At 64.4% G+C, this 26,838-nt stretch carries 35 protein-coding genes; 3 read left to right on the forward strand and 32 right to left on the reverse strand.

Annotation, left to right across the window (positions count from 1 at the left end):
* The first annotated feature begins 92 nt into the window (after positions 1-92).
* Positions 93-881 (forward strand): inositol monophosphatase, encoded by a 789-nt coding sequence (locus KF785_04735; protein MBX3146052.1) that lies wholly within the window; start codon positions 93-95, stop codon positions 879-881.
* Positions 882-944: 63 nt separating this feature from the next.
* On the opposite strand, the gene map is transcribed toward KF785_04735, so the two are convergent.
* Both map and KF785_04745 read right to left on the reverse strand, forming a co-directional pair.
* Positions 945-1,700, reverse strand: coding sequence for a type I methionyl aminopeptidase (map, locus tag KF785_04740; GenBank protein ID MBX3146053.1), 756 nt, complete (start codon positions 1,698-1,700; stop codon positions 945-947).
* Between the two features lie 45 nt (positions 1,701-1,745).
* A complete protein-coding gene (locus KF785_04745; GenBank protein ID MBX3146054.1) occupies positions 1,746-2,351 on the reverse strand; it encodes a TetR/AcrR family transcriptional regulator in 606 nt (201 codons plus the stop codon).
* Between the two features lie 74 nt (positions 2,352-2,425).
* Between KF785_04745 and KF785_04750 the strand changes: the two genes are divergently transcribed.
* The gene (locus KF785_04750) at positions 2,426-4,741 is read left to right on the forward strand and encodes a TonB-dependent receptor (GenBank protein MBX3146055.1); all 2,316 of its coding nucleotides are present in this window, start codon (positions 2,426-2,428) and stop codon (positions 4,739-4,741) included.
* 6 nt (positions 4,742-4,747) lie between these two features.
* Here KF785_04750 and KF785_04755 read toward each other — a convergent pair whose 3' ends face one another.
* The 27 genes from KF785_04755 to rpsL form a co-directional block, all read right to left on the reverse strand.
* On the reverse strand, positions 4,748-5,311 hold the full coding sequence (locus KF785_04755; protein ID MBX3146056.1) for an adenylate kinase: 564 nt from the start codon (positions 5,309-5,311) through the stop codon (positions 4,748-4,750).
* Between the two features lie 116 nt (positions 5,312-5,427).
* Positions 5,428-6,750, reverse strand: a complete 1,323-nt coding sequence (gene secY / locus KF785_04760) for a preprotein translocase subunit SecY (protein ID MBX3146057.1) — start codon at positions 6,748-6,750, stop codon at positions 5,428-5,430.
* Positions 6,751-7,185 (reverse strand): 50S ribosomal protein L15, encoded by a 435-nt coding sequence (gene rplO / locus KF785_04765; protein MBX3146058.1) that lies wholly within the window; start codon positions 7,183-7,185, stop codon positions 6,751-6,753.
* Between the two features lie 32 nt (positions 7,186-7,217).
* Positions 7,218-7,469, reverse strand: coding sequence for a 50S ribosomal protein L30 (gene rpmD / locus KF785_04770; protein MBX3146059.1), 252 nt, complete (start codon positions 7,467-7,469; stop codon positions 7,218-7,220).
* A gap of 3 nt (positions 7,470-7,472) precedes the next feature.
* A complete protein-coding gene (rpsE, locus tag KF785_04775; GenBank protein MBX3146060.1) occupies positions 7,473-8,135 on the reverse strand; it encodes a 30S ribosomal protein S5 in 663 nt (220 codons plus the stop codon).
* On the reverse strand, positions 8,135-8,506 hold the full coding sequence (gene rplR / locus KF785_04780) for a 50S ribosomal protein L18 (protein MBX3146061.1): 372 nt from the start codon (positions 8,504-8,506) through the stop codon (positions 8,135-8,137). The genes rpsE and rplR overlap by 1 nt, the downstream gene beginning before the upstream one ends.
* 3 nt (positions 8,507-8,509) lie before the next feature.
* The gene (gene rplF / locus KF785_04785) at positions 8,510-9,049 is read right to left on the reverse strand and encodes a 50S ribosomal protein L6 (protein MBX3146062.1); all 540 of its coding nucleotides are present in this window, start codon (positions 9,047-9,049) and stop codon (positions 8,510-8,512) included.
* Positions 9,050-9,057: 8 nt separating this feature from the next.
* On the reverse strand, positions 9,058-9,453 hold the full coding sequence (gene rpsH / locus KF785_04790) for a 30S ribosomal protein S8 (GenBank protein MBX3146063.1): 396 nt from the start codon (positions 9,451-9,453) through the stop codon (positions 9,058-9,060).
* 15 nt (positions 9,454-9,468) lie between these two features.
* Positions 9,469-9,654, reverse strand: a complete 186-nt coding sequence (locus KF785_04795) for a type Z 30S ribosomal protein S14 (protein MBX3146064.1) — start codon at positions 9,652-9,654, stop codon at positions 9,469-9,471.
* 15 nt (positions 9,655-9,669) lie between these two features.
* A complete protein-coding gene (rplE, locus tag KF785_04800) occupies positions 9,670-10,371 on the reverse strand; it encodes a 50S ribosomal protein L5 (GenBank protein ID MBX3146065.1) in 702 nt (233 codons plus the stop codon).
* A 2-nt stretch (positions 10,372-10,373) separates the two neighbouring features.
* Positions 10,374-10,694, reverse strand: coding sequence for a 50S ribosomal protein L24 (rplX, locus tag KF785_04805; protein ID MBX3146066.1), 321 nt, complete (start codon positions 10,692-10,694; stop codon positions 10,374-10,376).
* A 67-nt stretch (positions 10,695-10,761) separates the two neighbouring features.
* A complete protein-coding gene (rplN, locus tag KF785_04810; GenBank protein ID MBX3146067.1) occupies positions 10,762-11,130 on the reverse strand; it encodes a 50S ribosomal protein L14 in 369 nt (122 codons plus the stop codon).
* A 51-nt stretch (positions 11,131-11,181) separates the two neighbouring features.
* Entirely contained in the window at positions 11,182-11,451 is a 270-nt protein-coding gene (gene rpsQ, locus KF785_04815; protein MBX3146068.1) for a 30S ribosomal protein S17, read from the reverse strand.
* A 3-nt stretch (positions 11,452-11,454) separates the two neighbouring features.
* A complete protein-coding gene (gene rpmC / locus KF785_04820) occupies positions 11,455-11,658 on the reverse strand; it encodes a 50S ribosomal protein L29 (GenBank protein ID MBX3146069.1) in 204 nt (67 codons plus the stop codon).
* A gap of 1 nt (position 11,659) precedes the next feature.
* The gene (rplP, locus tag KF785_04825; GenBank protein MBX3146070.1) at positions 11,660-12,073 is read right to left on the reverse strand and encodes a 50S ribosomal protein L16; all 414 of its coding nucleotides are present in this window, start codon (positions 12,071-12,073) and stop codon (positions 11,660-11,662) included.
* Positions 12,074-12,075: 2 nt separating this feature from the next.
* Complete coding sequence (rpsC, locus tag KF785_04830; protein MBX3146071.1) at positions 12,076-12,735, reverse strand: 30S ribosomal protein S3; 660 nt, start codon at positions 12,733-12,735, stop codon at positions 12,076-12,078.
* Between the two features lie 3 nt (positions 12,736-12,738).
* Entirely contained in the window at positions 12,739-13,092 is a 354-nt protein-coding gene (rplV, locus tag KF785_04835; GenBank protein MBX3146072.1) for a 50S ribosomal protein L22, read from the reverse strand.
* Positions 13,093-13,094: 2 nt separating this feature from the next.
* A complete protein-coding gene (rpsS, locus tag KF785_04840) occupies positions 13,095-13,385 on the reverse strand; it encodes a 30S ribosomal protein S19 (GenBank protein ID MBX3146073.1) in 291 nt (96 codons plus the stop codon).
* Complete coding sequence (gene rplB, locus KF785_04845; protein ID MBX3146074.1) at positions 13,385-14,236, reverse strand: 50S ribosomal protein L2; 852 nt, start codon at positions 14,234-14,236, stop codon at positions 13,385-13,387. The genes rpsS and rplB overlap by 1 nt, the downstream gene beginning before the upstream one ends.
* A gap of 3 nt (positions 14,237-14,239) precedes the next feature.
* A complete protein-coding gene (gene rplW, locus KF785_04850; GenBank protein MBX3146075.1) occupies positions 14,240-14,527 on the reverse strand; it encodes a 50S ribosomal protein L23 in 288 nt (95 codons plus the stop codon).
* Entirely contained in the window at positions 14,527-15,357 is an 831-nt protein-coding gene (gene rplD, locus KF785_04855) for a 50S ribosomal protein L4 (protein MBX3146076.1), read from the reverse strand. The genes rplW and rplD overlap by 1 nt, the downstream gene beginning before the upstream one ends.
* Positions 15,350-15,973: a 50S ribosomal protein L3 gene (gene rplC / locus KF785_04860; protein ID MBX3146077.1), complete on the reverse strand. Its 624-nt coding sequence runs from the start codon at positions 15,971-15,973 to the stop codon at positions 15,350-15,352. The genes rplD and rplC overlap by 8 nt, the downstream gene beginning before the upstream one ends.
* Positions 15,974-15,975: 2 nt before the next feature.
* Positions 15,976-16,284 carry a 30S ribosomal protein S10 gene (rpsJ, locus tag KF785_04865; GenBank protein ID MBX3146078.1) on the reverse strand — a complete coding sequence of 103 codons (309 nt, stop codon included), beginning with the start codon at positions 16,282-16,284 and terminating at the stop codon, positions 15,976-15,978.
* Between the two features lie 12 nt (positions 16,285-16,296).
* A complete protein-coding gene (gene tuf, locus KF785_04870) occupies positions 16,297-17,496 on the reverse strand; it encodes an elongation factor Tu (protein MBX3146079.1) in 1,200 nt (399 codons plus the stop codon).
* 36 nt (positions 17,497-17,532) lie between these two features.
* Positions 17,533-19,629 (reverse strand): elongation factor G, encoded by a 2,097-nt coding sequence (fusA, locus tag KF785_04875; protein ID MBX3146080.1) that lies wholly within the window; start codon positions 19,627-19,629, stop codon positions 17,533-17,535.
* A gap of 240 nt (positions 19,630-19,869) precedes the next feature.
* On the reverse strand, positions 19,870-20,340 hold the full coding sequence (rpsG, locus tag KF785_04880) for a 30S ribosomal protein S7 (GenBank protein MBX3146081.1): 471 nt from the start codon (positions 20,338-20,340) through the stop codon (positions 19,870-19,872).
* Positions 20,337-20,735 carry a 30S ribosomal protein S12 gene (rpsL, locus tag KF785_04885; GenBank protein ID MBX3146082.1) on the reverse strand — a complete coding sequence of 133 codons (399 nt, stop codon included), beginning with the start codon at positions 20,733-20,735 and terminating at the stop codon, positions 20,337-20,339. The genes rpsG and rpsL overlap by 4 nt, the downstream gene beginning before the upstream one ends.
* A gap of 206 nt (positions 20,736-20,941) precedes the next feature.
* Between rpsL and KF785_04890 the strand changes: the two genes are divergently transcribed.
* On the forward strand, positions 20,942-23,239 hold the full coding sequence (locus KF785_04890) for a CocE/NonD family hydrolase (protein MBX3146083.1): 2,298 nt from the start codon (positions 20,942-20,944) through the stop codon (positions 23,237-23,239).
* Here KF785_04890 and KF785_04895 read toward each other — a convergent pair.
* From KF785_04895 to KF785_04905, 3 genes are all read right to left on the reverse strand, one after another.
* The gene (locus tag KF785_04895) at positions 23,217-24,566 is read right to left on the reverse strand and encodes an aminotransferase class III-fold pyridoxal phosphate-dependent enzyme (GenBank protein MBX3146084.1); all 1,350 of its coding nucleotides are present in this window, start codon (positions 24,564-24,566) and stop codon (positions 23,217-23,219) included. The two genes, KF785_04890 and KF785_04895, sit on opposite strands and share 23 nt — an antisense overlap.
* 94 nt (positions 24,567-24,660) lie before the next feature.
* Entirely contained in the window at positions 24,661-25,680 is a 1,020-nt protein-coding gene (bla, locus tag KF785_04900) for a class A beta-lactamase (protein ID MBX3146085.1), read from the reverse strand.
* Positions 25,681-25,718: 38 nt separating this feature from the next.
* Positions 25,719-26,810, reverse strand: coding sequence for a membrane dipeptidase (locus KF785_04905; GenBank protein MBX3146086.1), 1,092 nt, complete (start codon positions 26,808-26,810; stop codon positions 25,719-25,721).
* Positions 26,811-26,838: the final 28 nt, after the last annotated feature.

Below are 26,838 nucleotides of genomic sequence, written 5' to 3' on the forward strand. Positions count from 1 at the left end.
GTCGCCGCAGCCGGGCGACGGGTTACTTTTGGCTGACCGCGCGGCCGCCCAGGATTCAACCAGCGCGCACCCTGCAACCGACGGCCATCCCGATGCCAGCCCGACACCTGCGTACCATCGCCACGGAGGCCGCTCGCCGGGCTGCGGATTACCTCAGAACCGTCGAGCGGCCGCGCGACCCGGCCGCCTGGGGAGCCAAGACCGCCAACGATTTCGTGACCGAATGCGACCGAACCGCCGAGTCGATCATTGCGGAGGTGCTCCTCGCCGGGGAGCCCGGATCAACGGTCATGGGCGAGGAACTCTCACCCGAGGCCAGCAACGCCGGACTCGTGTGGATCGTCGACCCGATTGATGGCACCACCAACTTTGTCCACGGCTTCCCGGCCTATGCGGTCTCGATAGCCGCTGCGGTCGACGGCGTGCTGACCGCCGGCGTGGTGCTTCAGGTCGAGCGCAACGTGCTCTACCACGCCGCGCTGGGTCGAGGCGCCTGGCGCGACAGTACCCGGCTGGCCGTGTCGACCATCGCTGAGCCACGACATGCGTTGATCGGCACAGGCTACCCGTTCAAGCACCCGGAGCACCTCGAGCGCTACCTGCCACAGTTCGCCCGGATTGCGATGGCGTCGGCCGGGGTGCGGCGTGCGGGCTCGGCCGCACTCGATCTGGCCTGGGTAGCCAGCGGCATCTTCGACGGCTTCTGGGAGCTGATGCTGGCGCCCTGGGATATGGCGGCGGGTCTGCTGCTGATCCGGGAGTCGGGTGGGGTCGCCACCGACCTGGCAGGGCGGGATGTCGGCGCCAGCCACACCGGCATCGTCGCCGGTAACCCGGCCATTCACAGCTGGCTTCGTCAGTCGCTCGACGGGTCTGGCTAATCGCAGAAAGCAAAGCGGCGCCGCCCCGAGGGGCCGGCGCCGGATACCGCGAACCTGCCGAGCTTACGCAGCGAGGGTGAGGATCCGAGGACCGTCCTTGGTCACCGCGACGGTGTGTTCAAAGTGCGCAGCCAGCGAACCATCCGCGGTCACGATGGTCCACTTGTCCGCCAAGGTCTTCGTCTTGTAGTGCCCCATGGTGATCATCGGTTCGATCGCGATGGTCATGCCTTCGAGCAGTCGCTCGCCCCGCTTCGGCTTGCCATGATTGGGAACCTGCGGATCCTCGTGCATCCGGGTGCCCACACCGTGCCCGACCAATTCCCGAATGACGCCGTAGCCCTGCGCCTCAGAGACGGTCTGAACGGCGTGCCCGATATCACCAATGTGATTACCAAGTCGGGCCTGTTCGATGCCAGCTTCGAGCGCGCGGCGGGTCGTCTCGAGGAACTCGACCGTAGCTGGCGCGACCTCACCCACCGGAACCGTGATTGCGCTATCCGCATGGAAACCGTCGATGCAGACACCGCAGTCGATGCTCACGATGTTACCATCGCGCAGGACCCGCTTGGGGGAGGGGATCCCGTGCACCACTTCCTCGTCGATCGAAATGCAGAGGCTCTTGGGAAAGCCGTAGAGGCCTTTGAACGACGGGGTTGCCCCCGGGTGGCTCCGAATGAACCGCTCGGCCTCGCGGTCGAGATCCTCGGTCGAGAGGCCGGGTTTGACGATACGGCGGCACAGTTCCAACGTCGCATGGACGATGGCGCCGGCCTTGGCCATCGTCTCGATTTCCCGGGGCGATTTGAGCATTACCATAGTGATCCAAATTAACGATCCGCCGGCCGCAACGGCAGCGCGGACCTACCCCGGATTGCCCGACCCATGCCCGAACAAAAGGCGAATCATCCCATCCGTCAGATAGAGGGAGAAATCCTCGTCGGCCAGCAGGTCGGGTAGAACCGCCGGCGCGATGGCCGTGAGCAGAAAGCTGCTCCACACCTGATACACGAGAGCGCGGCGGCGCTTGGGGTCAGGCTCCGGCATGGCCGGCTCGATGACACCCAGGAAATCCGACACGAACCGCCGGAACGCTGTAACTGCGGGCCCGTCATAGTCTTGGTCGGCCAGCATCAGATGCAGGTGGGCATAGGCCGTCCTGGGCCATTTGAACGCCACCTGAAAGAACTCGCGTAAGAACCGCGCTGTCCCCCGGCGCACGTCTCCGGACTCCGCCTCGATTGCGGCGGCCAGCTCGCGGCCGGCATCCGGGAACACCTGGTTGAGGCTGGCAGCGAGGGCCTCGTCGACCAGACGGTCCTTGGAGCCGAAGTAGTAGTTCACGGCCGCCACGTTGACCCCGGCGAGATCGGCAATCCGCCGCACCGTGGTCCCCTCCATCCCGAACCGTTCGAAGCACTCGAGGGTCGCCCCAATGAGCCGGTCGCGCGGGGCGTCAGACTGACTCATCCCACCCCATTACGCAGTTGACAGCGGTTCCTTCCTGGGTCATCTTGGCTCAATCTTAAACATGGGTTTGAAACGTGCGCTTAACAAGAGCCATCCTTGCTCCCGGGCGCGCCGTCCGGATCCTGGCATGCTCCCTCCTCGTCGCGCTTGGACCAGCCCCTCTCCTCAGTCAGACCGGCGTAACCGGCCGAGTCACCGACCAGGGAACCAACCGACCGATCGCGGCAGCTCGGGTCTCTCTACGGGGCACAGAGCACGTCGCGATAACCGACTCCTCCGGTCGCTACCGGATCGTGGGTGTCGAGACCGGAACCTGGATCATCGAAGTTCGGAGGATCGGCTATCGGCCGCTTGCCTTTCCGGACGTAGTGGTTCGTCAAAACCGTTTCTCCGTGATCGACCTGTCCCTGGAACCCGCGCCATTCGAGCTGGCGACCGTAGAGGCCGCGCCTGCTCTCTTTCCGGAGCCATCGCTGGTGGCCGGAAGCCTGGTGGGGTTCTCGGCGGAGGAGATCAAACGCGCCCCCGGTGCCGCAGGCGACGTGAGTCGGATTCTCCAAGGTTTGCCATCTGTGGCCAAGGTCAACGACCAGAGCAACGCGCTCGCCGTTCGGGGCGGCAGCCCCCTCGAAAATCTCTTCCTCGTCGACGGCATCGAGATTCCCAACATCAACCACTTTCCGACTCAGGGGTCGTCAGGCGGGCCGATTGGCCTGCTACACGTCGATCTGATTCGCGAAGTCGACTTCTCGGCCGGTGGTTTCGGCGCCGAGGCTGGCGATCGACTCTCGTCCGTACTCAATATTCGCTTCCGTGAAGGGAATCGGGAGGCCTTCGACGCCCAACTCGACCTCAACTTCATCGGCTTCGGCGGCATCGCCGAAGGGCCACTCGGTCGCTCCGGGTCATGGATCGTTGCCGGCCGCCGAAGCTACCTCGATCTCGCAATCAAGGCGTTCGACCTGGGCACGACTGCGATACCTCAGTACGGCGACTACCAGGGGAAGGTGGTCGTCGACCTCAATCGCAACCACCGCCTCGGACTGCTCGCGGTTCTAGCCGACGACCGGTTCGAAACCGATCTGGCAAACGCGATCGAGAACGAGGCTTTTACTTTCGGGCGACAGGACCTGCTCCAAGGCACGACCGGCCTGACCTGGACCGCCGCCTTCGGACCGCGAGTCAATGCTGTCACCTCGGCGGCGTGGTCGACGTCCCGGTTCGACGAGGAGTACTACGAAGCCGGCGGCGCCAACGGGTTGATCTTCCGGAACCGGTCTCGCGAGCGCGCACTCAGGCTTCGCCACGCCACGAACGTGGACCTGGGAAGCGGAATCCTTTCGATCGGCGGCGATGCCAGCCGCGCATCGTCACGATACGACAACCGTTACGATGTTCCCAACCCACTGGGAACCAGCCCGACGACACTCGACGTCCGGACAACCTTGCGGAGCACCCGTGCCGGCGCCTTTGCCACCCTGGCCCCCAGGACGTCGCAGACGGTTTCGCTCTTGCTTGGTACCCGCGTCGACTACCACTCGGCCACGGGAAATACCACCCTGTCGCCACGCGGCAGCCTGTCGATCCGTCTCAGCCCGCGAACCGTAGCCACGGCGTCGGGCGGAGTTTACTACCAGACCCTGCCGACCGTCCTGCTCGCCCAGGCCGAGTCGCATCTCGCACTGCCGGATCCGCGAGCCGTGCATGCGGTGCTTGGCCTCAGCCATCAGCTGGCGGAGGACCTTCGGTTCACGCTCGAGGGCTACCACAAGCGGTATGACCGTCTCCCGGTCGATCCCGACCAGCCGGGGCTCCTGCCCGTGGATGCGCTCTATCACGGCTTCGGCTTTCTGGCCGCCCACAAGGAGTTGATCCCTTCCGGTCGAGGCACCACGACGGGGCTCGAAGCGCTGCTCCAGAAGCGGATGAGCCACCGGTTCTATGGTCAGATCGGCGGAAGCTACGCACGGACGTTCTACCGAGCGGGAGACGGAATCCGGCGTCCTCGGGTCTTCGATAATCGGGCGGTGCTGACCGCCGAAGGGGGCTGGAAGGTCGGCCGATCCTGGGATCTGTCGGCACGCTGGCTCTACGCCGGCGGCGCGCCTTACACGCCGGTCGACGCAGCGGCATCCGCCGCGGCTGGCAGAACGGTCCTTGACGGGTCCCGTATCAACGTGGCCCGTCTGCCAGCCTATCATGCACTGAGTGTCCGGGCCGATCGCCGCTTCGCCATCGGCGGCACGACACTCAACACCTTTCTGAGTGTCTGGAACGCCTACAATCGTGAGAATATTGCGCAGGTCTACTGGAACCCGGCGACCGGCCGCGTCGACTCCGTCAAACAGTGGACGCTGTTGCCGGTCTTCGGAATCGAATGGGAGCTCTGAGGACTGCTACCGGCCGAGCGCCTCGCGGGCTCGGTCGGCCACAGCCTCGACCGTTCCAATCGCGTGGATCCGGGTAACGCCACCTCGGGCTTCATACCAATCGAGCACCGGCGCGGTCTGCTCACGATAGGCCCGCAGACGGCGCTGGACAGCCGCCGGATCGTCGTCGGCTCGGCCCTCGACGGTCCGTCGCTTCTCGATCCGCTCGAGAATCTCCTCGTCCGTCACATCGAAGAACAGCACCCGGTCGATCTTCCGACCGAGCGTAGCGAGCAGCGCGGCCACGCCCTCGGCCTGGGGAATGGTCCGAATCACACCGTCGAAAACGACACCGTTGGCAGCCGCCGGCTTGCTCAGCTCTTCACCGACGATCCGCATGATCAGATCGTCGCTGACGAGGGCCCCAGACTCCATCACGGCTTTGGCTTCGAGGCCGAGCGGTGTCCCGTTCTTGACAGCTTCGCGCAGCAAGTCGCCCGTGGCGACTTTGGGGATGCCGAGTCGCTCGGCAATGAGAACGCCCTGAGTGCCTTTACCAGCGCCGGGAGGGCCCAATAGTAAAATGTCCATGCTTACGAACCAGCGTAGAGGATTCGTCTCGGGCCGGGCGACGCATCAGAGCCCGGACCCGGATCGCTGCTGCCGATCCGGAGTGCCGGGCTCCTGGTACCTCACCGACGGCACAACTAGATAAAGCGCTGCTGGCGACCGCGGAACTTGACGCGACCCGTCTTCATGAAGCTGTCGTACTTTCGCAGCGTGCGGTGCTGTTCGATCTGCGAAATCGTGTCGAGCAAGACACCGACGACGATCAGAACCGAGGTGCCGCCGAAAACGGTCTGGTAGTTGAACTGCCGCGCAATGAACGTCGGCACGATGGCTACCGCTGCCAGAAAGAGCGAGCCGGGCAAGGTGATCCGGCCGAGCACACCGTCGATATAGTCGGCCGTGGCCGAGCCAGGCTTCACGCCGGGAATGAACCCGCCCTGCTTTTTCAGATTCTCCGACAAGTCGACCGCATTGAAGATGATCGAGGTGTAGAAGTAGCTGAACAGCACGACCATGACACCGAAGACCAGGTCGTACGGAATATCGCCGGGCGTGAAGAAATTGGCCCATTCGGTGAGCGTCGGGTTGCCGGTGAAGCTGGCAATCGTGCTCGGCATGATGATGATCGTCTGGGCAAAGATGATCGGCATCACGCCGGCCGTGATCAGCCGGATCGGGATGAACGTCTTTTGCCCTTCACGTACCCGACCGCGTCCCATGACTTTTCGCGGGATCTGGATCGGAATTCGTCGCGCGGCAATCGTCATGGCCACCACGGCGGCGATGGAACCGACCGCCAGCACCACGATCAGGAGGGCGACACCGAAGCTGACGCTGCCGACCTGGACCTGCTCGAGCAGCGAGAAGGTCGAGGGCCAGAGCCGCTCGATGATCGACACGGCAATCAGCAAGCTCATGCCGTTGCCCATACCGCGCTCGGTGATCTGCTCACCGAGCCACATGATGAAGATCGCGCCGACCGTCAGCGTGAACCACATCGTGGCACGCGCCGCGAATCCGGGGTTGGTCAGCGCGCCCGGAATCGACTCGGTGAAGGCAGTGAAGGTCACGGCCTGCGACACGGCGATCATGATCGCGGTGTAGCGGGTGTACTGCGTGAGCTTCTTCTTCCCTTCCTCGTCCTTTTGCATCTTGCTCACGGTCGGCACGATGCCGCCCAGGAGCTGGAAGATGATGGACGCGGAAATGTACGGCATGATGCCCAGGGCAAAGATGGTGGCCCGATAGAGGCCACCGCCCAGGGTGTCATACAGCTGGAAGAAGGTGCTCGTCCCGCTGTTGCTGCTGATGAACGCCTGCAGCGCCTGGACGTTGACGCCCGGGGCTACGATGTGTGAACCGATCCGGTAGATCAGGATCACGAACAGCGTGAACAGCAGCTTGCGCTTGAGCTCTCCGTCGATCCCGAACGACGGGACCTGTGGGGCAGGACTGGTCACTTACGCCTCGACTTTTCCGCCTGCTGCCTCGATCTTGGCTTTGGCCTGACCCGAGACCGCAACACCGCGGACCGTAATCGCCCGATTGATCTCGCCCGCGGCGAGCAATTTGATGGGATCGTCCGCTTTCTTGACGAGCCCGGCTGCTGCCAGCGTCTCCGGCGTCAGCTCCGTCCCCTCGAGCTTCTCGAGCTGACGCAGGTTGACGATCTGGGCCACTTCCTTGAACGGGTTGGTAAACCCGCGCTTCGGCAAGCGCCGATAGAGCGGCACCTGACCGCCTTCGTAGCCCGGGTTGGTCTGACCACCCGTGCGCGCCTTATGACCTTTATGACCTTTGCCGGACGTCTTGCCCAGCCCGCTGCCGATACCACGACCGAGCCGCTTGCGAGGCGTGTTGCTGCCCTTGGCCGGCCGCAGGTTGGAAAGCGTGATCTTGTCCGCCATACTCCTGATCCTTTCCCGTCTTACGCCTTGGCCACCTGGACCATATGGCGGACCTTGAACAACATGCCTCGCACCGACGCATTGTTGACGATCTCGACCTCGGCCTGGTGCTTGTGCAGACCGAGCGCCGCGAGCGTCCGGCGCATCGTATCATCGTGCCCGATCGTCGAGCGGATCTGCTTGACCCGAAGCCGGGCCGCCTCCGCTTCGCTCGGAATAGTAGCCGCATAGTAGGCCGGCCCTTGCCGACCAACCGCAGGATTCCGTCCCATTGCTTAACCCTCCTGCCGCGGGCGGTAGGCGATCTGGTCGACTTCGATGCCGCGCTCGCGCGCCACCTGCCGGACCGAGACCAGGCTCCGCAGCCCGTCGAGCGTCGCTCGCACCATGTTGTGCGGATTGTTCGAGCCCAAGCTCTTGGTCAGGATGTCGGTGATCCCGGCGCATTCGAGCACCGCGCGCACCGGCCCCCCGGCAATCACGCCAGTACCGGTCGCCGCCGGCTTGAGCAACACCTTCCCGGCGCCATGCCGACCGATCACGTCGTGGGGAATGGTCGTCCCGGTCCGCGGGATTTCCGTCATGGCGCGCTTGGCGGCATCGACCGCCTTGCGCACGGCTTCGGAGACCTCGTTGGCTTTGCCCGTCGCAAAGCCGACCCGACCCTTGCCATCGCCCACGGCCACGAGGGCGTTGAACGAGAAGCGACGCCCGCCCTTGACGACTTTGGCGACCCGATTGATGTCGACAACCTTCTCGACAAACTCGCTCGCCTGGTCCCGGTCGCCCCGGCGATCATTGCGACCATCGCCCCGGCCGCGACCACCGCGCTCACCGCCGCGGCCGCCACCACCCTGTCCGCCACGACGCCCCCGGGTCCGTTCGCCAGTCGGCGCTTCCGTGGTCGTCTCGGTGCCCTGCACGTGAGGTTCCGTCATTAGAACTCCAATCCACCTTCGCGGGCGCCATCAGCGACCGCCTTGACCCGCCCATGATACCGATAGCCCGCCCGGTCGAAGACCACTTTGGCAATGCCCGCAGCCTTGGCCTTGGCGGCGAGCAGCTTGCCGGTCGCCTTGGCCTTGGCCACCTTGCCGGTGCCCTCGAGCTCGATCCCTTCGCTGCCGTCGCTGGTACCGAGCAGCACCACGCCGCGGGCATCGTCGACCAGCTGCGCATAGATATGCTTGAGCGACCGGAAGACGACCAGGCGCGGACGCTCCGCATCGCCGGCGACCTTCTTGCGCACCCGCAGGTGGCGGCGGTAGCGCCGCTCTTCGCGGGTCTTCGGTGCGTGAATCGGACGCATCGGTTACTTCGCTCCTGTCTTGCCGGCCTTACGCCGGACCCGCTCACCCTGATACCGCACACCCTTGCCCTTGTAGGGCTCGGGCGGGCGAATCGCCCGGATCTCCGAAGCCACCTGGCCCACCAGCTCTTTGCTGGGGCCGGTGATCCGGACTACGGTGTTGTTTTCGACCGCGACCTTGATCGACGACGGCGCGGCATAGACGACCTGGTGCGAGAAACCGAGGCTCAGCTTGAGCCCGGTTGCCACGACCTCTGCCTTGTAGCCGACGCCCTGGATCTCGAGCACCCGCTCGAAGCCTTTCGAGACGCCCTCGACCATGTTGGCCACCAGGGTGCGCGAGAGACCGTGGAGCGCTTTGTGATGCTCCTGATCGCTCGGCCGCACCACCGTCAGCACGCCGTTGTCGAGCGACGCCGTGATGTCCCGCGGCAGCTCGCGGCTCAACTCGCCCTTCGGGCCCTTGACCGCCACCGTCCCGCCCTTGATCGTCACCGTGACGTCTTTGGGAACGCTGATGGGTCTCCGTCCAATTCGTGACACGTCGCCTCCTACCAGACAACCGCGAGGAGTTCGCCGCCCAAGTTGGCCGCTCGTGCCTGACTATCGCTCATCAACCCCTTGGGGGTCGAGACGATGGCCATACCGAGACCATTCTTGATGCGGGGAATCTCGCGGCTCTTGACGTAGCGGCGCAGGCCCGGTGACGACATCCGCTTCATCTCACGAATCACCGGGCGCTCGTTATGGTAGCGCAAGGTGATGCGGAGCAGCCCGCGGGGGCCGTCCTCGAGGACCTTGAAGTCCGCGATGTAGTGATTGTCATGGAGAATCCGCGCCAACTCGACCTTGAGTCGCGACGCCGGAATGTCCACGCGACGCTGGCCCGCCGATGCTGCGTTGCGGATGCGGGCCAGCATATCCGCGACAGGATCTGTCATGCTCATGCGTGATCCCTTCCCTTACCAACTCGCCTTGCGCACGCCGGGGAGATGTCCCCGGAGCGCGAGTTCCCGGAAGCACAACCGGCAGAGCCCGAACTTCCGCAGTACAGCCCGCGCCCGACCGCAGCGCTGGCAACGACGGACGGCCCGCGCCTTGAACTTCGGCACCCGCTTGGCACGCTCAATCCAACTGGTCTTCGCCATTTCTCGCCTCTCGCCTTACAGGGCCGGTCGAATCGGGGTTTCGCCCCGGAACGGCCACCCGAACTCCTTGAGTAGCGCGAGCGCGAGATCATCCCGCCCCGCCGTCGTCACGATCGTGATATCCATCCCGTGGACCTTGTCGACCTTGTCATAGTCGATCTCGGGGAAGATCAACTGCTCCTTGATCCCGAAGGAGTAGTTCCCCCGTCCATCGAAGCTCCGGCTCGGCATGCCGCGGAAGTCACGCGTCCGGGGCAGCGAGAACGAAATGAAGCGGTCGAGGAACTCGTACATCCGCGGACCGCGCAGCGTCACCATCACGCCGACCGGCACACCCTCGCGAAGGCCGAAGTTCGAGATCGCCTTCTTGGCCCGGGTAATCACAGGGCGCTGCCCGGTGATCGCCAGCATCTCGTCGACCAGCGCATCGAGCGCCTTCGGATTCTTGCTCGCCTCGCCAAGACCGACATTGAGCACGATCTTGCTGATCCGGGGAATCTGCATCGGATTCTCGAGCCCGAACTGCTGCTTGATCCGATCGCGGATGGTCCGGGTGTAGTAGTCGAGCAGCCGTGGCGTGCCCTCCGACACCTTCGGCGTCGGATCGGTCGCAACCTGCGACTTGCCGGAGCCCTTGGTGCTCCCGCCACCCTTGCCCGGCTTCCCACCTGCCGGCGCGCCCTTGGGCGCCGCCTTCTTCGCCTTTGCCTCAGCCATCGTTACCGATTCCTCGCGATCGACTGTCCGGACTTGACGGCGATCCGCTCAACCGTGCCGTCCTTGTCCTTCTGCCGCCGAATCCTGGTCGGCTCACCCGTCTTCGGGTCGAGTAACATCACGTTCGAGTGGTGGATCGGCGCCGGGCGCTCCACGATGCCCGACTGCTGATTCGGACCGCTCGCCTTGAGATGGCGCTTGACCAGGTTCACTCCTTCGAGCGTGACCCGTCCCGTCTTGGGATGGACCCGCAGCACCCGAGCGCGCTGCCCGGCATGCTCACCCGAAATGACCTGAACCGTATCACCCTTGGTGATCGACATCTTGACGCGCACCACGGCCTTGGGGCCGAGCTTACGGCGCGCCTTGCGATGAACGAGAATCCGCATATCAGATCACCTCCGGCGCCAGCGACACGATCTTCATGTAGCGCTTCTCACGCAGCTCACGGGCAACCGGCCCGAAGATACGGGTCGCGCGCGGCTCGCCCTGATCGTTGATGAGCACCGCCGCGTTCTCGTCGAAGCGGATGTAGGAGCCGTCCTTCCGACGGGTCTCCTTCGCGACCCGGACGATCACCGCGCGGGCCACGTCACCCTTCTTGACCTGCCCCGTCGGGATCGCATCCTTGATCGCGACGATTACGACGTCACCCAAACCGGCATAACGCCGCTTCGAGCCGCCCAATACGCGGATCACGAGGGCTTTGCGCGCCCCACTGTTGTCCGCGACTCGTAAAATCGATTCCTGTTGGACCATATCCGGTGCCCTTGTCTGGTTGAGCGCCGCAGAGCGGCACCCGACGACTTCCTACTTTGCGCGCTCGACGATCTCGGTCACGCGCCACCGGACGGTCTTCGCCAGCGGCCGCGTTTCCATGACCCGCACCACGTCTCCGGCTTTCGCATCCTTCTCGTTGCGCGCCTTGATCGTCTTGGTCCGGGTGATCTGCTTCCCGTACATCGGGTGGGAGAACCGCCGCTCCAGCACCACCGTGACCGTGTTGGTCATCTTGTCGCTCTTGACGACACCGGTGCGCACCTTGCGCCGATTCCGGGCCGACTCATTCTGCTCGGTCATGGTCTACGCCTCATGTCCCTTCTGCCGCAGCACCGTCTTGATCCGCGCGATGTCCCGTCGCCGGGTCCGGAACTGAATCGGGTTCTCAACCGCCTCGGTTGCCGTCCGGAAGCGAATCCGGAACTGCTCTTCCTTGAACTCGGCCAACTTGGCCTCGAGTTCCTCTACCGAAAGCTGCGCCAGGTCCGACGCTCGTTGCGCCTTCATGCTAGTGCTCCTCCCGCTTCACGAACCGGGTCTTGAGCGGCAGCTTGGCCGAGGCGAGCTCGAACGCTTTGCGTGCCACATCCTCCGGCACCCCTTCGACCTCGAAGAGGATCCGCGCCGGCTTGACCACCGCGACCCATCCTTCCGGATTGCCCTTACCCGAGCCCATGCGGGTTTCCGCCGGCTTCTTGGTGATGGGCTTATCCGGGAACACCCGAATCCACATCTTGCCGCCGCGCTTCATCGCACGCGAAATCGCGATACGCGACGCTTCGATCTGGCGGTTGGTGAGCCATCCCGGCTCCGTCGTCGCCAGAGCATACTCGCCGTACGCGATGGTGCTGCCACGCAGGGCCGTGCCCCGGGTCCGACCTTTGAACTGCTTGCGGAACTTGATCCGCTTCGGCGCAAGCATTGTTATGCCCCCGTGCTGTACGTCTTGCCGGTGACGTCTTCCACGACCTCACCGCGGAAGATCCAGACCTTGATACCGATGGTACCGTAGGTGGTCTTCGCCGTGCTCGTCGCGTAGTCGATGTCCGCTCGCAGCGTATGCAGCGGCACCCGGCCTTCGTGATACTTTTCCGTCCGCGCGATCTCGGCCCCGCCGAGTCGACCGGACACTCGAACGCGGATACCTTGCGCACCCATCCGCATCGCCGCCTGGACCGCCCGCTTCATCGCCCGGCGGAACGAAATCCGCTGGATGATCTGATGCGCGATGTTGTCGCCCACCAGCTGCGCGGACGTCTCGGGCCGCTTGATTTCCTCGACGTTGATCGCCGCTTCCTTCGACGTCAGCTGTGCCAGCTCGTCCCGGAGCTTGTCGACCTCGGCGCCCTTCTTACCGATCACCACACCCGGCCGGCCCGTATGGACCGTCACGGTGACCTTGCCAGGCCGCCGCTCGATGTGGATCTCCGCAATGGCCGCGTGGCCGAGACGGGTCATCAAGTACTTCCGGATCAGCTCGTCTTCCTTGAGCAGCGCGGGCATGTCCTTCCCCGCATACCAGCGGGACACCCACGGCTTGACGATCCCGAGCCGAAACCCGACCGGATTGGTTTTCTGACCCATCGACTACTCCTTGCTCCGCACGTGGATCTCCACGTGGCTCGTCCGCTTCTTGATCGGTGTGGCCCGGCCCTGCGCCGCAGCGTGGATCCGCTTGAGCGGCTTACCCCCGTTGACCAGCGCGCGGGCGACCACCAGCTCGTCGGCGTCGAACCGCTCATTGGCCGCGAGGGCCTTCTGCTCGGCGTTCGACACCGCGCTCTTGAGCGTCTTGGCGATCTGCTTCGCCGCATTCCGCTTGTTGAACTTGAGGATCGCCAACGCCTCGTTGACGTCCTTCCCGCGGATCAAGTCGATCACCAGGCGCATCTTGCGCGGACTCTGGCGGACGTGCCGCTGGATTGCGTGTCCTTGCGACATAATCACTCCGGCTTCGCCTTCTTGTCAGCCACCAGCTTGCCGCTGTGGCCCTTGAAGGTACGGGTCGGTGCAAACTCGCCGAGTTTGTGACCCACCATGTTTTCGGTGACATACACCGGCACATGCTTGTTGCCGTTATGCACCCCGAACGTGTGGCCAACGAACTCCGGCAGCACCGTGCTCGCACGGCTCCAGGTCTTGATGACCTGCTTGCTGTTCTTCGTGTTCAAGACCTGCACCTTGCGGAGCAAGGATTCATGAACATACGGTCCCTTCTTGATGCTCCGGCTCATTACGACGCTCCACCGCCAGTGGCCTTACCGCGCTTCCGTCCGCGAACGATCAACCGATTCGTGGCATTCTTCCGCCGCCGCGTCTTGACACCTTCGCGCTTACCCCACGGGGAAACCGGCGGACGGCCACCCGAGCTCTTACCCTCACCACCGCCGAGCGGATGGTCAACCGGGTTCTTCGCGACACCACGCACTTTGCCGCGGCGACCGAGCCAGCGGGTCTTCCCCGCCTTGCCCAGCGAGATCAGCTCGTGCTCGGCGTTACCGACTTCGCCGATCGTGGCGGTGCAGCGTGACAGCACCATCCGCATCTCGCCCGACTTGAGCCGAAGCGTGACGTACTTGCCTTCCCGCGCCATCACCTGAGCATACTGACCGGCACTCCGGGCAATCGAACCGCCCTTGCCGACCTTGAGCTCGATGTTGTGTACGTTGGTACCAAGCGGAATCTCTCCGAGCGGCAAGGCATTGCCTGTCCGCGCGTCGGTGCCCGGGCCGCTCTGAATCCGATCACCCTGCTTGAGACCGGCCGGATGCAGGATGTAACGCTTCTCACCGTCCGCGTAGACGATCAGCGCAATCCGAGCGCTCCGATTCGGATCGTACTCGATGTGCGCCACCGTGCCCGGAATCCCGTGCTTGTCGCGCTTGAAATCGATGATCCGATAGTGCTGCCGGTGACCGCCACCGATGGCACGCATCGTGACGTGTCCCTTGTTGTTCCGACCGCCCTTTTTCTTGAGCGGCTCGAGCAAGGACTTTTCCGGCGTCGAACGCGTGATCTCATCGAAACTCGCGACCGACCGGAACCGGGTGCCCGCTGACGTCGGGCGATATTGCCGAATAGCCATCGTTTAGCCCTCGAACACGGCAATCGAGTCGCCGTCTTTCAGGGTGACCAGCGCCTTCTTCCACGCGCCCGTCTTGCCGCGGGTGCGACCACGCACCACCTCGGCTCGCCGCACCTGCATGGTGCGCACGCTCGTGACGGTCACGCCGAAGAGCTTCTCCAATGCGTTCTTGATGTCCCGCTTGCTCGAAGCCGGGTTCACCTGAAACGCATATTCCTTCCGGTTCTGGTACGCCGCGGAACTCTTTTCCGTCACCAGCGGCTTGACCACGATATCATGAAGGGCGGGCATTACTCACTCCCCTTCTTCTTGGGCGCGGCCTTCTTGGCCGGCGCCTTCTTGGTTGCCTTGGGCTTCACAGCCTTGGCCTCGGTCGCCTCCGGAGCCTCAGCCGCCGCCTTCTTGGGCGCTGCCTTGGCACGCTTGGCCGGAGCCTTCTTGGCCTTGGCCGGTTCCGCAGCGACCTTCGCCGCCTTCGGCGCCAAAGGAGCTACGGTGTCCTCGATCGGCGCCTCGCCGGTCAAGGCGCCACGCTCGATGACCACCGCGCCCGACCACAGAATGTGGTAGGCCGAGGCATCCGCGTACGGCAGCACTTCGATCGACGGCAGGTTGCGACCGCTCAGATAGACGCTCCGTCGCACCCCGTTGGTGAGCAAGAGTACCTTCTGTCCGGCAAAGCCGAGCGCCTCGACCAGGCCGGCCAGCTGCGCCGTCTTGGGTCCGGCAAAATCGAGCGCCTCGATCACAGCCAGCGCGCCCTCACGCGCCCGCGCATTGAGCGCCGAGCGACGAGCCAGCTGCTTGACCTTCTTCGGAATGCCCTGGGTGTAGTCGCGGGGGTGCGGTCCATGCGCCACGCCACCGCCAGGCCAATGCGGCGCCCGGGTGGTACCCTGGCGCGCCCGACCGGTTCCCTTCTGCTTCCACGGCTTCTGGTTGCCACCCGTGACCCAACGGCGGGTTTTGGTCGAATGGGTACCCTGACGCTGATTGGCCAGGTACACCTTCACCGCCTGATGGAGCACCGGCTCATTCACCGTGCCATCGAAGACATCGTCCGGCAGAGCGTGACTGCCGCTCTTCTTGCCGTTAGCCGCAAACAGCGGAGCTTCAATCATGGCGACTCTTACCTCCCTGCTTCGCCACCGTCACGATGCCGTTCTTGGCACCCGGGATTGCGCCGCGGACGAACAACAGATTCCGCTCCGCATCGACCCGCACCACCTTGAGCCCGAGCTCGGTGTGCCGACGATCGCCCATGTGGCCAGGCATCCGCTTGCCCTTGATGACCCGCGACGGATCCGTACCGGCGCCGATCGAGCCCGGCTTCCGATGCCGCGTGTTACCGTGTGAGGCAGGCCCACCACCGGCACCGTAGCGGTGCACCAGACCCTGGAAGCCACGGCCCTTCGAACGGCCCGTGATCTTGACCAGTTCACCGGCCGCAAAGATGTCGACCGTCACCGTGTCGCCGAGTTTCGGGGCATCGCCGTTGACCGCGAAGGTGCGCACCACACTCGGTGCTCCCTCGACGCCGGCCGCCTTGGCATGCCCGACTTCGGCTTTGCTGGCACGCTGTGCACGCTTCTGACCGTAGCCGAGCTGCACGCCGTCCTCACGCACCTGGAGCACCCGGCAGGGACCGACTTCGATCACCGTGACCGGTACCGATGAGCCGTCGTCCACGAACACGCGGGTCATCCCGATTTTCCGTCCAATCAATCCAGCCGTCATCGCTACTCAACCTTGATTTCAACGTCGACGCCCGCCGGAAGGTCGAGCTTCGTCAACGCATCCATCGTCTGAGGACGAGAGTCGTTGATGTCCAAGAGCCGCTTGTGGGTCCGGAGCTCGAACTGCTCCCGACTCTTCTTGTCCACGTGCGGGCTCCGCAGCACCGTCCACCGCTCGATCTTGCTCGGCAGCGGAATCGGCCCCGAAACCTGCGCACCAGTCTTTTCGACAGACCGCACGATATCCGCCGCGGCCTGGTCGAGCACCGCGTGATCGAACGCCTTGAGGCGAATGCGGATCTTGCTAGCCATACCTTCTCCTGACTACTTGAGGATCTTGGTGACGACGCCCGCGCCGACCGTCCGACCACCCTCGCGAATCGCGAACCGCAACCCCTCGTCCATCGCGATCGGCGTGATCAGCTCCACCTTCATCTGCACGTTGTCGCCCGGCATCACCATCTCCACCCCCGCCGGCAACTCGATGTTCCCCGTCACGTCCGTCGTCCGGAAGTAGAACTGCGGCCGGTACCCCTTGAAGAACGGCGTATGCCGCCCCCCTTCATCCTTCGTCAACACGTAGATCTCCGACTCGAACGACGTGTGCGGCGTGATGCTCCCCGCCTTCGCCAACACCATCCCCCGCTCGATTTCCGTCTTCTCCACGCCCCGCAGCAACAGCCCCGCGTTGTCCCCGGCCACCCCTTCATCCAGCAGCTTCCGGAACATCTCCACGCCCGTCACCACGCTCTTCTTCTCGCTCCCGAACCCGATCAAGGACACTTCCTCCCCCACCTTGATCTTGCCCCGCTCGATTCGCCCCGTCGCCACCGTCCCCCGCCCCGTGATCGAGAACACATCCTCGACCGGCATCAGGAACGGCTTGTCGATCTCGCGCACCGGCTCCGGAATGAACGTATCCAACGCGTCGTACAACTCCTGAATCTTCGCCACCCACTTCTCGTCGCCCTCGATCGCCTTGATCGCCGAGCCCCGAATCACCGGCGTGTCATCCCCCGGATAGTTGTACTTCGTCAACAGCTCCCGCACCTCGAGCTCCACCAGATCGAGCAACTCCTCGTCCTCGACCAGATCGCACTTGTTCAGGAACACCACGATCGACGGCACGTTCACCTGCCGCGCCAGCAGAATGTGCTCCCGCGTCTGCGGCATCGGCCCGTCCACCGCGCTCACCACCAGGATCGCCCCGTCCATCTGCGCGGCCCCCGTGATCATGTTCTTCACGTAGTCCGCGTGCCCCGGGCAGTCCACGTGCGCATAGTGCCGGTTCGCCGTCGAGTACTCCACGTGGCTCGTCGCGATCGTCAGGATCTTCGTCGCATCCCGACGCCCCTGACTCTCCGACGCCTTCGCCACCTGATCGTACGGGACGTACGCCCCCAGCCCCTTGTCGGCCGCGATCTTCGTCAACGCCGCCGTCGTCGTCGTCTTCCCGTGGTCAACGTGCCCGATCGTTCCAACGTTGACGTGCGGCTTGTTCCGCTCGAATTTCGCCTTGCCCATTGTGCTGTCGTCCTAATAACAAGTGGTTCGAGATACTTATTTCTTGGTCTTGGCTACGATTTGCTCTTCGACCGCCTTCGGCACCTGCTCGTAGTGGTCGAACTGCATCGAGTACACCGCCCGGCCCTGACTCATGCTGCGCAGGTTGGTCGAGTACCCGAACATCTCTGAAAGCGGTACCTCCGAGGCGACCACCTGGTTCTCGCCTCGCTGCGTCATGCCACCGACTTTACCGCGCCGGCTCGACAGGTCGCCGATGACGTCACCCAGGTAATCGCCCGGCGTGACGACTTCGACTTCCATGATCGGCTCGAGGATGATCGGACCAGCCTGCTTACAGGCCTCCTTGAACGCCATCGAGCCCGCGATCTTGAACGCCATTTCCGAGCTGTCGACGTCGTGGTAGCTGCCGAAAACCAGCGCCACCTTGACGTCCACCACCGGATACCCGGCCAGCACGCCGTTCTCGAGCGCCTCGCGGATACCCGCCTCGACCGGCTTGATGAACTCACGCGGGATCACACCACCCACGATCTTGTCCTCGAAATGGAAGCCGGTGCCCGCCTCGGCCGGCTCGAGGTCGATGACCACGTGGCCATACTGACCCTTACCGCCCGACTGCCGCACGAACTTGCCTTCGACCTGCGTGACCTTTTTGCGAATGGTCTCGCGAAAGGCTACCTGCGGACGGCCGACATTCGCTTCAACCTTGAACTCCCGCTTCATCCGGTCGACCAGGATTTCCAGATGGAGCTCGCCCATTCCGGCGATGATCGTCTGACCCGTCTCGGCGTCGCTGCGCACCTTGAAGGTCGGGTCTTCCTCGGCCAGCTTGTTGAGCGCAATGCCCATCTTGTCCTGGTCGGCCTTGGTCTTGGGCTCGATCGCGACGTCGATGACGGGATTCGGGAACTTCATCGCCTCGAGAATGACCGGCTTGTCCTCGTCGGACAGCGTGTCGCCCGTGCGCGTATCCTTGAGACCGATGGCCGCCGCGATATCGCCGGCCAGCACCTCTTCGATCTCTTCCCGCTTGTTGGCATGCATCTGCAGCAAGCGACCGATCCGCTCGCGCTTGTCCTTGGTGCTGTTATAGACGTAGCTGCCCGACTTGATCGATCCCGAGTAGACCCGGAAATAGGTCAGGCGACCGACGTACGGATCGGTCATGATCTTGAACGCCAGCGCCGAGAAGGACTCGTCGTCCGACGCGATCCGCTCGACCTGGGTGTCGTCATGCAACGGCAGGTGACCCTTGATCGGCGGAATGTCCGACGGCGCCGGCAGGAAGTCGATCACCGAATCGAGCAGCGCCTGGACACCCTTGTTCTTGAAGGACGCGCCACACAGCACCGGGACGATCCAACCGTTGATCGTGGCGCGGCGAATCGCACCCATGATCTCTTCCAGTGTGGGCTCGACACCATCGAGGTACTTCTCGAGCAACTCCTCCTCATGCTCGACCGCCGCCTCGATCAGCTCATGGCGATACTTGGCAACCTGCTCCTGAAATGCCTCGGGAATCGGCATCTCGGTGAAGGTCTTGCCCATGGTCTCGTCATTGAAGACGATCTCGACCTGGCGCAGCAGATCGATGTGCCCGGTGAAGGTCTCACCAGAACCGACCGGCAGCTGCAGGGGAAATGCCTTCCGCGTCAGCCGATCGCGAATCATCTGCAGACAGCGATCGAAGTTGGCACCGACCCGGTCCATCTTGTTCGAAAAGATGATCCGCGGAACGCCATAGCGATCCGCCTGACGCCAGACCGTCTCGGTCTGCGGCTCAACACCCGCCACCGAATCCAGCAACGTCACCGCACCGTCGAGCACGCGCAGCGAGCGCTCGACCTCGGCCGTGAAGTCCACGTGGCCGGGGGTGTCGATGATGTTGATCCGGTACTCTTCACCGTTGCGAGTCCAGAAGCAGGTCGTCGCAGCAGAGGTAATCGTGATACCCCGCTCCTGCTCCTGCTCCATCCAGTCCATGGTGGCCGCGCCGTCATGGACCTCACCGATCTTGTGACTCTTGCCGGTGTAGTAGAGGATGCGCTCGGTCGTCGTCGTCTTGCCGGCATCGATGTGCGCCATGATGCCGATGTTGCGATAGCGACTGAGCGGTGTGGTACGAGCCATGTGAATCGATCCTTAGCCTTCCAAACGTATCCGTCAATACAAAAGCGGGGCGACCAGCCGGGACCCTGTCCCGCGGTATCGCTCCGCACGACCTCCTCGGCACTGACGCGGACCGTCGCCCTACGCGACTGCAGTCCGACTCCGACAGGAGGGGGCGCCTGTGAGGCAACCCTCGGCTTTTTCTCCGGCCCGGAGGTGGCGGGGGAAACCTCCCCTACCGTCACGCGGGCCTGATACTACCTACCAGCGATAGTGTGCAAACGCACGATTGGCCTCGGCCATCTTGTGCGTGTCTTCCTTCTTCTTGATCGTGTTGCCCTCGCCCTTCGATGCGAGAATCAACTCAGCCGCCAGCCGCTCCGACATCGTCTTCTCGGTGCGCGCCCGCGAGTACTGAATGATCCAACGCATTGCCAGCGCGGTCCGCCGCTCAGGACGAACCTCGACCGGAACCTGCAGCGATGCACCGCCAACTCGGCGGCTCTTGACCTCGACGGCCGGCTTCGCGTTGGCCACGGCCTGCTTGAAGACGGTCACACCGGGCTGCCCGGTCCGCTCTTCAATCAGGTCCATCGCGCCATAAAACACCCGCTCGGCCAAGCTCTTTTTGCCCTCATACATGATGGCATTGAGGAACTTGGAAACCGTCTGGCTGTCATACCGCGGATCGGGCGGCAACGGCCGCCGGATTGCCTTGTTACGCCGACTCACTTCTTACCTCCGGCCGGTGCGCCAGCCTTGGGCGCCTTCGCTCCATACTTCGACCGGCTCTGCTTCCGGCCGTTGACCCCAGCGGCGTCGAGTGTACCCCGAACGATGTGGTACCGAACGCCCGGCAAGTCTTTGACGCGACCACCGCGAATCAGAACGATCGAATGCTCCTGCAGGTTGTGCCCTTCGCCGGGGATGTAGGCAATCACCTCAAACCCGTTGGACAACCGAACTTTGGCCACCTTCCGAAGCGCCGAGTTCGGCTTCTTCGGGGTAACCGTGTATACGCGCGTGCAGACGCCCCGCCGGAACGGGTTCTGCTTGAGCGCAGGAGACTTGTCTTTGTATACGGGCGCCTTCCGAGGGCGCCGCACCAACTGATTGATCGTCGGCATCAACAAACTTCCTATAAGGCCCGAGATTCGGAGCCCCAGAAGCTACCCCGGCGGCACCCCTTGGTCAAGCCTACCCGGTTCGCCGGGCCGGACCGGACCAGCCACCTGAACGACGGTCGGCGGCCGACCACCCCCACCCCCGGTCCGGGCGCCTCACCTTTCTGTATATTGTCGCCAGCCCCCGACCATCTCACGGAGCACCTGGTATGCGTCCTTGCCTGCCTGTTCTCGGCCTGTTCCTCCTGCTGATCGGAACCGCAGAGTCTGCGGCTTCCCAAGAGCCCCGGACCTTCGATGTCTACACCAAGGGGATTCACGCGGCCGAGCTGGTCATCGGCAGGGCAGAGTACCGAATCCGGAAGCGAAACCCGGAAACCGGGGCCTGGTCCTCACCCACGGTGCGGCCCGCATTTCCGGTGGCAACCGACACGGCGTTCATGCTGCCGGGCCGGATCCGGCTCCTCGCGCTGCAGCTCCCCCAGCTGGAGCGGATCCCCTGGGAGCTCTTGCCCGCGGCCGCCTGGCCCGACGCCGTCACGCTGTACGACCGGCAGGAACGGCGGGAGGTCGTGGTCGGCGGGCGCACCGTCCAGACCACCCGCTGGACCCATCGCGACGGCAGCCTGCCGGTCGATCTGATCATCGACCAGGCCGGCACGCTGGTCGCAGGAATCGACCTCAGAGCCGACGTGGTCCTGGTCCGGAGGGGCTACGAGGCACTCACCACCGTGCCGCGATGGCAAGAGGCAAACATCTCCCCGGCACGCTACGGCTATCACCTTGCCGAGCGCGTCATGGTACCGATGAGCGACGGCACCCGACTGGCGACTCTCGTCTACCTGCCTCGGGAGGGCAAGGGCCCCTACCCTACCATTTTCGTTCGGACCCCCTACGGCATCAGCAATCTGATCCTCGAGTACTGGCACTACGTCGCGCGCGGCTACGCCGTGGTGCTTCAAGCCGTCCGCGGCACGATCTACTGGGATGCCGCGAATCGCTCCGAAGGGGTCTGGGATCCGATGATCAACGAACCGGCCGACGGCAAGACAAGCCTCGAGTGGCTGGTCCGTCAGCCCTGGTCCGATGGTCAGGTCTGCATGCAGGGCGGCTCGTACGTCGGGTACACCCAGTGGGCCGTCTCGATGGCCAACAACCCGGCCCTCAAGTGTCTGATTCCAGAGAGCTCGATGGGCACCGCCTTCAGCGACCAACCCTATTGGGGCGGAACCATCGTCGAAGGCATTGCCTACTACGTCCTCTTCATGCTCGACAAGCCCATTCTCCCCGGTCGGAGCTGGAACGAGATTCTCCACCATCGGCCGCTGATCGACCTGGACCGCTACGCGACCGGCAGCGACATACCGCAATGGAAGCGGCTGCTCACGCACCAGTCCAACGATGCCTACTGGGCCCGACAGAACTGGTACCGGTCGACCGAGCCGCGCCGCTTCTCCGCGCTCCAGATCAGCGGGTGGTTCGATGACGACTTCCCGGGCACCGAAGCGAACTGGGCCATGATGACACGGTACGGCCAGGGACCGCAGCGCCTCGTCATCGGCCCCTGGAAGCACAGCTACAACGCCGACCGGAGGCTCAACAGCTACAGCTTCGGCCCGACCGCCGTTCGCGAGGACATCTGGCTGCTCAAGCAGCAATGGTACGATCGTTTCCTGCGCAACAAGGCGCCCTCAGCACCGGCGCCCACCGTCGACTACTTCGTGCTGGGCAGCAACCAGTGGCGCCAGGCCAGCGCCTGGCCGCCCGCCGAAGCCGCAGCGACGCCATGGTATCTCGAAAGCGACGGCCAGGCGGCCCGACTGCGCAGCCGGGGCCACCTCGTGCCGGAGGCCCCGGTGACAGCCGGCACGCCCGACCGCTATCGCTACGACCCGGCCAACCCGCCGGCGAACTGGTATGACTTCGATCAGATGCAGCGGTGGGAGGACGTCCAGAGTTTCCCGTATGACGTCAAGGACATCGAGTCGCGCCCCGATGTCGTGACCTACACCTCAGCGCCGCTGGAGGAGGACCTGACGATTGCCGGAAACGTGATGATGGTGCTGCACGCCTCGACCGACGTACGCGACACCGACTGGTGGATTCACCTCGCTGATGTCGACACCAGCGGCCGATCCAACCGCATCTCGCTCGGTGTGCTGAGGGCACGGTTCCGTGACCTCGAGGACCCGGTCAATCGGGCGCTGGGCAAGAACTATGAGTCTGAGCGGCCGCTGTCGGGCGACCCCGGCGAGGTTGTCGAATACCGGATCGCGTTGCGGTCGATTGCCAACACCTTCAAGAAGGGCCACCGGATCCGGATTGCCGTGATGAACGCCATGAACAACTACTCGTTCCCGAACTCCAACACCGGCGCCGACGAAGCCCGCGTGACGGAAACGATCCCGGGACAGATGGCCATCCATCACGGCGGCCCGCATCCGAGCCGGATCATCCTGCCGGTGCTACCCCGCCAGGCCGGCCTCAGGCCGGCACCAACCCCGTAGCAGTGAGCGCGCCATCCTCGAGCATGGCAGTCAGAGCCGCGCGAAACGCCGCGACCGTCTGCGCCACGTCCTCAGCCTGGTGCGCAGCAGAGAACATCAGCGCCTCGCCCCGGAGACTGGCCACTCCGCGAGTCAGCAGTTCCAGATCCAAGCGGCGATAGACCGGAGCGCGAAGCGGATCCACCAGTCGGGTCCAGTCTCGTGTCGGCGCTTCGGCATCGTCTGCGTCGGCGTCGGCATCCACCGGCCCGAGATAGATGTGACAGATGCTGCGCCCATAGACCCTGCCGCTGACCCCGAGGTCACGAAGGGCCGCGTTGGCGCCGCGCCTCAACTCGGCCGCGGTCTCCGCCGCATGACGTTGCGGCGCACCGTCCCGGTAAAGCCTGCAGGCCGCGATGCCAGCTGCGCAGCTCAATGGAAAAGCGTTCCAGGTGCCGCCCCGGGCAATCAGTCGCTCGGCGCCGATCGACGGGTCGAGCGGTGCAAACAGATCGGCCCGACCGACGAGCACACCACAGGGCATCCCCGCGCCAACGGCTTTGCCGAGGGTCGTGAGGTCAGGTCGAACCCCGACCACTGCCTGCCACCCCCCCGGCGCGTCTCGAAACCCGGTCACGACCTCGTCGAGGATGAAGACCGTCCCGTGACGCCGCGCCAGCTCGGCCAGCGCACGATAAAACGCCGGCGCAACCGGAATCCGGCCCGACAGATGCGCCCCGCCGCCTTCGATCATGACCGCCGCGTACTCTCCCGATACCAGTTCACGCTCGACCGCGTCGAGGTCACCCGGTGGCAGGACGGTGATGGCCTCGTTGACGGCGCCCGGAGCACCCGGGGCAGTCAGCTCGTCGGCCCAACCATGAAAGTGGCGGGTGAAGCGGAGAATGCGCCGCCGGCCGGTTGCTGCGCGGGCCAGCCGGAACGCGAGCAGGTTCGCTTCCTGCCCCGACGCGAAGTACTCGACCCGCTCCGCACTCGGCATCAGTTCGCGAATCAGCTCGGCCCATTCGATCTCGAGCGCGTGATTGTCGCCGAAATGAATCCCGAGGAGCGCCTGTTCGCAGACAGCCTTGACCACGGCGGGATGGCCATGCCCCAGCATCAGCGCGCCATGGCCCATCACGTAGTCGATGTATTCGTGGCCGTCCACATCCCATTTGCGGGCGCCTTCGGCCCGGACCATGTACGGGCCAAACGGGGCGCGTGCGCGGGTGAAGTGCGTGGCGCCACGGGCGGCGAAATACTCGAGGCCGCGAGCGTGCAGCGCCTCCGACGTTGCGTGGCTGGCGCGATACTCGCGTTCCAGCGCCTCCGATTCGCTCATCGATAACCTCGTGGTTGGACTCGGGGATGATAGCGTGTCAAAGCACCGGCGGCCACCATGTCGCCGACGTGACGACCTCGCTCCCGGGGCAAGCTTACTGCCGGGGACCGGCCCCGTGAAGGACAAAGTAGTCGTACCCGGTCCGGGCAAGGTCCGCGATCACCCGACTCATCTCAGCCAGGGGTCTGGTCGCCTCGGTCGTGTAGACCGCAATGACCAGGTGCGTCCCGTCCGGCAGGAAGATGACCCCGACGTCGTTCTGAATCGTGACGTCCAGCGTCCCTGTCTTGTTCGCAGCTCGCACCCCGGCCGGCAGACGCCCGCGAATCCGGGCGGCGCCGGTCTCCTCCCGCGCCATGATGCTCCACAGCAACTCGGTCGACGCCGGGGTGAGCACCCGGCCCCGAACCAGCTGCGCCAGCAGACTGGTCATCGCCTCTGGCGTCGTGTGGTCGCGCCGGCTGGCGAGAAAGGCCCGGCTGCCCGCCCGGGTCGCCTCCGGTGTTGCGGCAGCCATGAGCTGACGAATGCCCTCGACCGTCCGATCGCGCCAGGGTGGCAGCGTCACACCAATCCAGTCCGCGCCAAGCTCCATCACGGTGCGGCTCACCTGCATCCCGGTGATGCCAAGCCCCTCGACCCGCCCCTGCACCGCAGCGGTCCCTCCCGTCAGGCGAAGCAGAATGTCGGTCGCCGTATTGTCGCTCAGCCGCAGCATCAGCTCGAGGTAGCGCCGCACCGACAGGACCGCGCCCGGCTCACCTTCACCGAATCGCTCGGTGAGCAGACTCCCGAACGGCACCACGTCGGCCCGTTCGATCGGGACCAGACTGTCGAGCCGCAAGGTGCCGCGATCGACCCGAGTCAGCACCTCCACCGCCATGGGCACCTTGTAGGTACTCGCCATGGGAAACCACTCGTCCCGATTGACGAACACCGAACGTCCGGACTCGACATGGACGATGCCGACCCCAACCTTGGCCGGCGCCGCGGCGGCAATCCGCGCCACCTCCCGCTCGAGTGTCTCGACCTGCGCCCGAGCGGGTCCAGCCATCCCAACCACCAGCCCGACGGTCGCCACGATGCCGAGCCTCCGCGCGGGTCGGACAGGCATCCCTGCTGGTCGACGCCGGGTACGGACTCCGGCGCCGCTCATCCGATGATCTCGCGATAAACACGCAGGAAGTTGCCACCCAGGATTCCCTCGATGTCCGCGGCCGAGAACTTGCCCTGCAGCCGGCGCCGAATGACATGGAACTTCTCCGGCACGTCGATTTCCTCGATGAACGGCGGCCACCGCACATCGGCGCCAGGCTTGAACTTGAACTGGCTGTGGAAATCCCAGAACGCCTTCTCATCCGGGAATGACTGGCGCCAGCCGCCGATGCTCGAATCGCTGCCGATCCCGACGTGTTCGACGCCGACGAGCTTGGCCACATGCTCGATGTGCGCAATGAAGTCATCGAGAGTCGACCGGGGTTTGTTACTCACGAAGAAATTGACAGTCGTGATGCCCATCACGCCACCTTTGGCCGCCAATGCCTTGATCTGGGCGTCGGACTTGCAGCGCATGTTGTCATTGAGCGCCCGACAGTTGGAGTGGGAGAAGATCGGGGTCTTCTTCGACACCTCGATGGCATCGAAGGTCGTCTTCACACCGCAGTGCGACAGATCGACCAGCATGCCGAGCTCATTCATGCGATGAACCACCTCGACACCAAAGTCACTCAGCCCGACATCGTTCCGTTCGGTACTGCCGGCTCCCAGGGCGTTCAGTTCGTTATAGGTCAATTGCAACTGACGAATGCCGAGGTCGTAGAAAAAATCGAGGTTGCGAATGTCGCGATTGAGATGCGTCCCGTTTTGAAAGCCGAGCATCACCGCCAGCTTCCCTTCCCGCTTGGCCGCCAGGATATCGTCGGTCCGCCGCACATGAATCAACTCGTCACGATGGCGGGCGAAGTAGCCGTGCCAGCGCGCCAGGTCGCGCACGGCGGCTTCGTACCCGAATGTCGGATTGCCGGCGGGCCCCAGCGTCGTTTCGATCATGGTGAGCCCGGAACGTTTTGCCTCGGCGAATCCCACCTTGTCCACTCGAGTGGCACTCAGCGCATCGATCCAGATCCCGCTGGCGTCCTGGACCGGCTCCGACCGGGTGTCCGCACCAGCCACGCGCGGCACCAGGCCCGCCGCCACCGCTGCCGCACCCGCTTGCTGCATGAAACTCCGACGTGATGTCGCCATGGAATCCTCTTTTTCTCGTCCGGGTTGG

The organism is Gemmatimonadales bacterium, from assembly GCA_019637315.1.
Classification (GTDB): Bacteria; Gemmatimonadota; Gemmatimonadetes; order Gemmatimonadales; family GWC2-71-9; genus SHZU01.